Source organism: Actibacterium sp. MT2.3-13A, from assembly GCF_018139985.1.
In the GTDB taxonomy this organism is placed as follows: Bacteria; Pseudomonadota; Alphaproteobacteria; order Rhodobacterales; family Rhodobacteraceae; genus JAGSOU01.
The window spans coordinates 73,807-80,655 of the sequence record NZ_JAGSOU010000017.1 but is presented as its reverse complement, the minus strand read 5'-3'; the positions used below and the strand labels follow the sequence as shown (position 1 = coordinate 80,655).

10 protein-coding genes and 1 pseudogene are annotated in these 6,849 nt (G+C 70.7%); 1 reads left to right on the top strand and 10 read right to left on the bottom strand.

Annotation, left to right across the window (positions count from 1 at the left end):
- The 8 genes and pseudogenes from KCI33_RS14625 to ruvC form a co-directional block, all read right to left on the bottom strand.
- Nucleotides 1–292, bottom strand: a pseudogene (locus KCI33_RS14625) (energy transducer TonB); the annotation flags it as partial.
- A gap of 8 nt (nt 293–300) precedes the next feature.
- The gene (tolR, locus tag KCI33_RS14620; RefSeq protein ID WP_212525540.1) at nt 301–771 is read right to left on the bottom strand and encodes a protein TolR; all 471 of its coding nucleotides are present in this window, start codon (nt 769–771) and stop codon (nt 301–303) included.
- Between the two features lie 3 nt (nt 772–774).
- Nucleotides 775–1,470 carry a protein TolQ gene (gene tolQ, locus KCI33_RS14615; RefSeq protein ID WP_212525539.1) on the bottom strand — a complete coding sequence of 232 codons (696 nt, stop codon included), beginning with the start codon at nt 1,468–1,470 and terminating at the stop codon, nt 775–777.
- Nucleotides 1,471–1,577: 107 nt separating this feature from the next.
- Nucleotides 1,578–1,973, bottom strand: a complete 396-nt coding sequence (gene ybgC, locus KCI33_RS14610) for a tol-pal system-associated acyl-CoA thioesterase (protein WP_212525538.1) — start codon at nt 1,971–1,973, stop codon at nt 1,578–1,580.
- Nucleotides 1,970–2,596 (bottom strand): hypothetical protein, encoded by a 627-nt coding sequence (locus KCI33_RS14605; protein WP_212525537.1) that lies wholly within the window; start codon nt 2,594–2,596, stop codon nt 1,970–1,972. Before KCI33_RS14605 ends, ybgC begins: the two co-directional genes overlap by 4 nt.
- Before the next feature lie 88 nt (nt 2,597–2,684).
- Nucleotides 2,685–3,716, bottom strand: a complete 1,032-nt coding sequence (gene ruvB, locus KCI33_RS14600; RefSeq protein ID WP_212525536.1) for a Holliday junction branch migration DNA helicase RuvB — start codon at nt 3,714–3,716, stop codon at nt 2,685–2,687.
- Nucleotides 3,717–3,719: 3 nt separating this feature from the next.
- Nucleotides 3,720–4,388, bottom strand: coding sequence for a Holliday junction branch migration protein RuvA (ruvA, locus tag KCI33_RS14595; protein ID WP_212525535.1), 669 nt, complete (start codon nt 4,386–4,388; stop codon nt 3,720–3,722).
- The gene (gene ruvC, locus KCI33_RS14590) at nt 4,385–4,891 is read right to left on the bottom strand and encodes a crossover junction endodeoxyribonuclease RuvC (protein WP_212525534.1); all 507 of its coding nucleotides are present in this window, start codon (nt 4,889–4,891) and stop codon (nt 4,385–4,387) included. Before ruvC ends, ruvA begins: the two co-directional genes overlap by 4 nt.
- A 313-nt stretch (nt 4,892–5,204) precedes the next feature.
- Here ruvC and KCI33_RS14585 point away from each other — a divergent pair, with 313 nt between their 5' ends.
- Nucleotides 5,205–5,417, top strand: coding sequence for a DUF1127 domain-containing protein (locus KCI33_RS14585; protein ID WP_212525533.1), 213 nt, complete (start codon nt 5,205–5,207; stop codon nt 5,415–5,417).
- A 124-nt stretch (nt 5,418–5,541) separates the two neighbouring features.
- Here KCI33_RS14585 and KCI33_RS14580 read toward each other — a convergent pair whose 3' ends face one another.
- Nucleotides 5,542–5,889 (bottom strand): hypothetical protein, encoded by a 348-nt coding sequence (locus KCI33_RS14580; protein ID WP_212525532.1) that lies wholly within the window; start codon nt 5,887–5,889, stop codon nt 5,542–5,544.
- Between the two features lie 65 nt (nt 5,890–5,954).
- Nucleotides 5,955–6,827 carry a 50S ribosomal protein L11 methyltransferase gene (locus tag KCI33_RS14575; RefSeq protein ID WP_212525531.1) on the bottom strand — a complete coding sequence of 291 codons (873 nt, stop codon included), beginning with the start codon at nt 6,825–6,827 and terminating at the stop codon, nt 5,955–5,957.
- Between the last annotated feature and the right edge of the window lie 22 nt (nt 6,828–6,849).

Below are 6,849 nucleotides of genomic sequence, written 5' to 3'. Positions count from 1 at the left end.
CGGTGGGCGCGGCGCGGGACAGCGCGGTGGGCTGCTTGGCGTCGGGCGCGGGGGGCGTCGCGGGGGCCGGCGCGGGCTCCTCCGCTGCGGGGGGCGCCGGCTCCGGCGCCTCGGTCTCGGCGCGGGGCGCGGAGGGCGGCGCGGTCAGCGCGGCGAATTCCTCGCCGGTCAGCAGCGAGACCTCAGCCACCTCGAAGGGTTCCTCCTCGGGCAGGTCCAGCCAGCCGCCGATCAGCACCCAGCCGATCAGCAGCACATGCAGCAACCCCGAGATATAGGTGCCGGTGTTCATGCCGGGCCTCAGCCCCCCTGCCCGTCCAGACGCGGGCCGCCCGGATCGGTCACCAGGCCGATGTTGCGGAAGCCGGCCGCGTTCAGCGCGCCCATGATCTGCATGATGTCGGCATAGGCAATGGCGCCGTCGGCGCGCAGGTAGACCTTGTCATCCACCCGCTCGGCCGCAATGGCGCGCAGCTTGGGGATCAGCTGGTCGCGCGGGGTTTCGGTGGTTTGCAGCAGGATCAGCCCGTCGGCGGTCAGCGTGATGGTCAGCGGCTCCTCCTGCTCGGCCGGCAGGGCCTCGGCCGCGGTCTCGGGCAGCTTCACCGGCACGCCCACCGTCAGCAGGGGCGCGGCCACCATGAAGATGATCAGCAGCACCAACATCACGTCCACGAAAGGCGTGACGTTGATCTCCGCCATCACCGCGGCGCGCGACCGGCGGCGCCGGCGGCGCGTGCCCTCCTTGCGCTGGACAACCCCGCCCCCCATGGCTCAGGCGTCCAGCTGGCGCGACAGGATGGTCGAGAACTCGTCGGCGAAGGCCTCGTAGCCGCCGACAATGCGGTCGCTATCGCCCGACAGCTTGTTGTAGAACACCACCGCCGGGATCGCGGCCAGCAGGCCCAGCGCCGTGGCCAGCAGCGCCTCTGCGATGCCCGGCGCCACCACGGCGAGGTTGGTGTTCTGCTGCAACGCGATCTGCTGGAAGGCGTGCATGATGCCCCAGACCGTGCCGAACAGCCCCACGAAAGGCGCGGTCGAGCCCACGGTCGCCAGGAAGCCCAGCCCCTTGTTCAGGCCCTCCGCCTCCTTGGCGATGGCCACATCCATCGAGCGGTCGATCCGCGGCGCGGCGCCCGCGATCAGCCCGCCGTCCTGGCGGTGGCTGCGGCGCCATTCCATCATGCCCGCGGCAAAGATCCGCTCCGCCGCGCCGTCCGGCTCGGCGCCGACTGTCTCGAACAGCTCGTCCAGCGGCTCGCCCGACCAGAAGGCCTGGTCGAACACGGCCGCCGCCTGCCGCGCGCGGCGGAAATTGATGTGTTTCTGGATGATGATCGCCCAGCTCCAGAACGACGCCAGGAGCAGCAGGGTCATCACGAGCTTCACGGTGAGGGTGGCGCGCGCGAAAAGGGCGAGCATGGAGAAATCAATCTCCTGCGCCAGGGCAAGGGTTTCGGTTTCCATCTAGCCTGCTCGTTGTTGGGCCGGGCTTCCCCGGCTCTGATTAACGGCCAAGCTACTATGTTTCGCTGGCAAATGCTACCGCAACCACGCGTGTCGCGGGCAACCGCCTATGGCGCGCCCAGCGCCCGGCGGAACTCCGCCGGCAGGCGGGCGGCGCGCCCGCCCGGCCCCAGCGCCACCAGTGTCACCTCGGCGGCGAACAGAACCGCCTCGCCGCGCAGCACGCGCTGATCCAGCACGACGCGCGCCGGGGTCAGGGCCTTCAGCACCGTTTCCACGATCAATTTATCGTCATATCGCGCCGGGGAAAGGTAATCGGCAACCACCCGCCGCACGGCAAAGACGATTCCCGCCTCGGCCTTCAGCGCGGCCTGATCCACCCCCAGATCGCGCACCCATTCGCTGCGGCCGCGCTCGATGAACTTCAGGTAATTGGCATAGTAGACGATTCCGGCGAGGTCGGTGTCCTCGTAATAGACGCGGAGGGGGAAACGGTGGGTCACTGCGCCAGCCCCGCGCGCGCGGCCAGCCGCAGGGCGTGGCTGCGGTCTGAGGCCGCGGCGGGCATCACCGGATCATAGGCCGCGCGGATCACCGCGGCGATGTCCGGGCGCAGCACGGTCAGCCCCTCGGGGGTGCGCGCCAGCGGGCTGCGCCCGGCAAAGGCGCGATCCGACCACAGCAGAACCACCTGCACCATCTGGCTCAGCGCCAGCGTCTCGGCCGGCAACCGGCTCAGCGCCTCGTCCATCCGCACGAACACGAAGGCCGCCTTGATGGCGTTCCGCTCATCGAACCGGAAGAAGCGGTACTGGTTGGCGCCCGCCGCCTGCAGCCGCGCCACCAGCGGCCCGAGATCCGGCACCAGCTTGTCGAGGTTCGGCGTCTCCAGCAGCTCGCCCCAGTCGCGGAAGAAGAACACCATCAGGTTCGAGCCGAGCTCCGGGTCGGTCTCGGCCATCTTGTGACCGGCCAGCGCCACCACCGCCTCGCAGGCGCCCTTGACGGTCTTCAGCGTCTCGTCCTCGACGCCGAAAACCACCGGCGCGATCGGCCGGCCCCAGCGGGCGAACAGATACTGACCGTCGGCGCGGGTGAACAGCGCCTCGACCTCTTCAGGGCTCATGGCGTTCCCTTCTTCTTGGCCCAAATACTCCCGCCGGAGGCATAAATCCCTTTGCCCCCGGGAACAACCGTCCCGGGCAACCCGCGCCCTACTTGCCAGCGAAGAGATCCGCCTGCCCCGCCGGTTTCGGCATCGGCAGCCCCAGGTGCGCCCAGGCCTTCGCGCCCAGCATCCGGCCCCGCGGCGTGCGCTGGATCAGGCCCTGCTGCAGCAGATAGGGCTCGATCACCTCTTCCAGCGCGTCGCGGCTCTCGCTCAGCGCGGCGGAAAGGGTCTCGATCCCCACCGGCCCGCCGGCATAGTTCTCGGCGATCATCAGCAGGTAGCGCCGGTCGGCGCCGTCGAGGCCGAGGTGATCCACCCCCAGCCGCGTCAGCGCGTTGTCGGCGATGGCCCGGGTGATCCGCCCGTCGCCCTCGACCACCGCGAAATCCACCACCCGGCGCAGCAGGCGCCCGGCGATGCGCGGCGTGCCGCGGGCGCGCTTGGCGATCTCGCGGGCGCCCTCGGGTTCGGCCGGCACGCCCATCAGGCGGGCGCCGCGGGTGACGATCTCGTGCAGCTCGTCCACGGTGTAGAACTGCAGCCGCGTGGGAATGCCGAAACGGTCGCGCAGCGGCGTGGTCAGCAGGCCCAGCCGCGTGGTTGCACCGACCAGGGTGAAGGGCTGAAGCTCGATCCGGACGGTGCGCGCCGCGGGCCCCTCGCCGATCACGAGGTCGAGCTCGAAATCCTCCAGCGCGGGGTAGAGCACCTCCTCCACCACCGGATTCAGGCGGTGGATCTCGTCGATGAAGAGCACGTCACGCGCCTCGAGATTGGTCAGGATGGCGGCCAGATCGCCGGCCTTGGCCAGCACCGGGCCCGAGGTCATGCGGAAATTCACGCAGAGTTCCCGCGCCATGATCTGCGCCAGCGTGGTCTTGCCGAGGCCCGGCGGGCCGTGGAACAGCGCGTGATCCATCGCCTCGCCGCGCATCCGCGCGCTTTCGATGAAGACCTTGAGGTTCGCGCGCGCCTCGGCCTGGCCGATGAACTCGGCCAGGGCCTGCGGGCGCAGGGCGCGGTCGGCATCCTCGGGCCGGCGTTCGGGGCGCAGGGTCGGGTCGGGGCCGGTCATCGCTTATCCTTTCGGCGCCAGAAGGCGCAGCGCGGCGCGGATCAGCGCGGGCGTGTCGGCGTCCGGGCTCGCGCCGGCCGCCTCGGCCACCGCCGCCGCCGCCTCGCCCGGAGCATAGCCGAGATTGCCCAGCGCCGACAGCGCCTCGGACTGGGCCGAGGCCGAGGGCGCGGGTCTGGCCGTGGGCGCGGCGGGGGCCGCGCCCCCCTCGATCACCTCGGCGGGCGCCGCGCCCATCGCGGCGGGCAACCTGCCGCCCAGCGCCATGACCGCGGGCGCCTTGTCCTTCAACTCGTTCACCACGCGCTGCGCCAGTTTCGGGCCGACGCCGGGCGCGGCCTTGACCGCCGCCGCATCGCCCAGCGCTATTGCGCGCCCGACGCCTTCGGCGCCCAGCGTGCCGAGGATCGCCATCGAGGCCTTGGCCCCCACCCCCTGAACCGAGGTCAGCAGCCGGTGCCACTCCTTTTCGAACAGCGTGGGGAAGCCGTAGAGCTGCAGCAGATCCTCGCGAACCACCAGGTCGGTGTAAAGGGCCACCGCCTCGCCCGGCCCGGGCAGCGCGGCCAGCGTGCGATCGGAGGCATAGACGATATAGCCGACGCCGTGGACATCGATCAAAACGTGGTCGGTGCCGCGATAGTCGATCCGCCCCGCGATCTTGCCGATCATTGCGCCGCCCTCGCCACCGCAGCCTCGAGCCGTCCGGCGGCCCGCGCGTGGTGCGCATGGCACAGCGCGATGGCCAGCGCGTCGGCCGCGTCCGGCCCGGCGATCTTCACGCCCGGCAATTGCAGCCGCACCATATGGTCGATCTGTTTCTTGTCGGCGTGCCCCACACCCACGACCGTCTTCTTGACCGCGTTGGGGGCATACTCGCCCACGCTGAGCCCCGCCTGCGCCGGCACCAGCAGCGCGATCGCCCGCGCCTGGCCCAGCTTCAACGTGCCCGCGCCGTCCTTGTTGACGAAGGTCTGCTCCACCGCCGCGGTGTCGGGGGCGTAGCGCGCGACGACCTCGCTCAGCTGCGCATGCAGGCTGAGAAGCCGCCCGGCCAGATCGCCGGGGACGGAGGTGCAGACGCCGTTGGCGACATGGCTGATTCTGGCGCCCTGCGCCTCGATGATGCCCCAGCCCATGTTGCGCAGGCCCGGATCGACCCCCAATACCCGCATGCTCGCCCCTTTTGCGTTTCTTTTCCCGACGCAGTAGCACGAAAAGCGAACATCGGCCAGCCTGAATGGACCGGCGGCCCCGCCCCCGGGGCGCGCGGGGCCGCGCCGGGCGCGGCGGGGTCGCCCCCGTGGGCGGCGCGCCGGCCTGCGCCGATTTCCGCGCTGCGACAATACGTTACAGGCGGACGCGGCCATGCAGAAAACGCATGCGCGCCATGCGAAAACGCCTGTTGCGCTGCCGCGGCGCGCTCCCTAATTGCGGCGGATCACGGCCGTTCGCGCCGAAACCAGCATCAGCAAGGAACCGACTCAGATGGCTGCACTTGAACAAACCCGCCCGCATTTCGACACCCGCCCGTTCGGGGGCCGCGTCAGCAAACTCTTCCGGGCCGGCCTCGCCACTCTCGTCGCGCGGCACGAAGCCCGCGCCACCCGCAAGGCGCTGTCGCAACTGACCGATCGTCAGCTGGAAGACATCGGCCTGCTGCGCGCCGACATCGCCCGCATCGCCCGCATCGCGCGCTAATCCGCGCGCTAATCCGCGCGCGGGCCGCGCGCCGACGAGAGCCGATCGAGAAACCCAGAAACGCTCCGCCAGCCTCGTGCTGGCGGCGTTTTTTTGCGATGCGGCGCGAGGGCCGGAATGGCGGCTATTGCAGCGGCGCGAACAGCGCGTGCAGCTGACCGGCCAGCCAGCGGGTGGCGGGATCGACCTGCAGCGCCCAGGCGCCGGCGGCCGCGACCGCCGTGCCGTCCCGCAGCCTCTCGACCCGGCCCTGGTAATCCGCCGGCCCGATCTCCGCCAGAAGCGCCGCCTTGAGCGCCATGAAAACGGCCAGCACCAGCAGGGCCGGGCGCAGCAGCGACCGGCGCGGGCGTCGGGCCCGGCGCGGCGATCCGCCGGCGGTGTCGGCCGTCGCAAAGCCCGCGCCGCGGCTGCGGTTCTGCGCGACGCGGCGCAGTCGGCCGTGAAACTCTTCCATTTGCGTGTCTGCCACGGGTTCTCTCCTGCGACCCCCAGTAAGGCGAGATTACGGTCAGAAAGCGGCGAAATTACGGCCGATCAGGCGGCTTTCCGCAGGCAAAGGGTCGTCCAGTCGCCAATTTCCTCGCGATCGCGAACAATGAAGCCGTTTTCGGCATAGGTGGCCACCACCTCGTCGGCCTGCGGGTTCAGGATGCCCGACAGGATCGCATAGCCGCCCGGCGCGACATGCGTGGCCATGTCCGGGGCCAGCGCGACCAGGGGCCCTTTCAGGATATTGGCGAAGACAAGGTCGAAGGGTGCGGCGGCTTTCAGCTCGGGATGGTCGAAGCCCGCGGCCTCGACGCAGCGCACGCGCTCCTGCAGGCCGTTGGCGGCGACATTGGCCGAGGCCACCTCGACCGCCACGGCGTCGATGTCGCTGGCCATCACCGGGTTGGGCCAGAGCGCCGCCGCCGCCATCGCCAGAACCGCCGTGCCGCAGCCGATATCGGCGACGTTACCGCAGACCACGCCCGCCTCGGCCAGCCGGTCGAGCGCGCGCAGACAGCCCAGCGTGGTGCCGTGGTGCCCGGTGCCGAAGGCCATCGCCGCCTCGATCAGCAGCGCGACCTTGCCCTGCGGAACCTTGTCGGCGTCATGGCTGCCGTAGACGAAGAAGCGCCCGGCCTCGACCGGGGCCAGGTCGCGTTTCACCTTGGCCACCCAATCCACCTCGGGCAACTCCGAGATCACGAAATCCCGGGCCCCGTGCATCGCCGCGAGCAGCGCCAGGCCGGCGGCGTCGGGCGTTTCGGTGAAATATCCGCCGACCTCCCACAGGCCGGAGCCGTCCTCGATCTCGAAAACGCCGACGCCGGTGGGCTCGGGGGTCAGGCGCTCCATCGCCTCGGCCAGGGCATCGGCGGCGGCCTTTCCGGTGAGGGTGGTCAGGGCGGTGAAGGTGGGCATGACTGTCTCCGTCTGGGTTTCG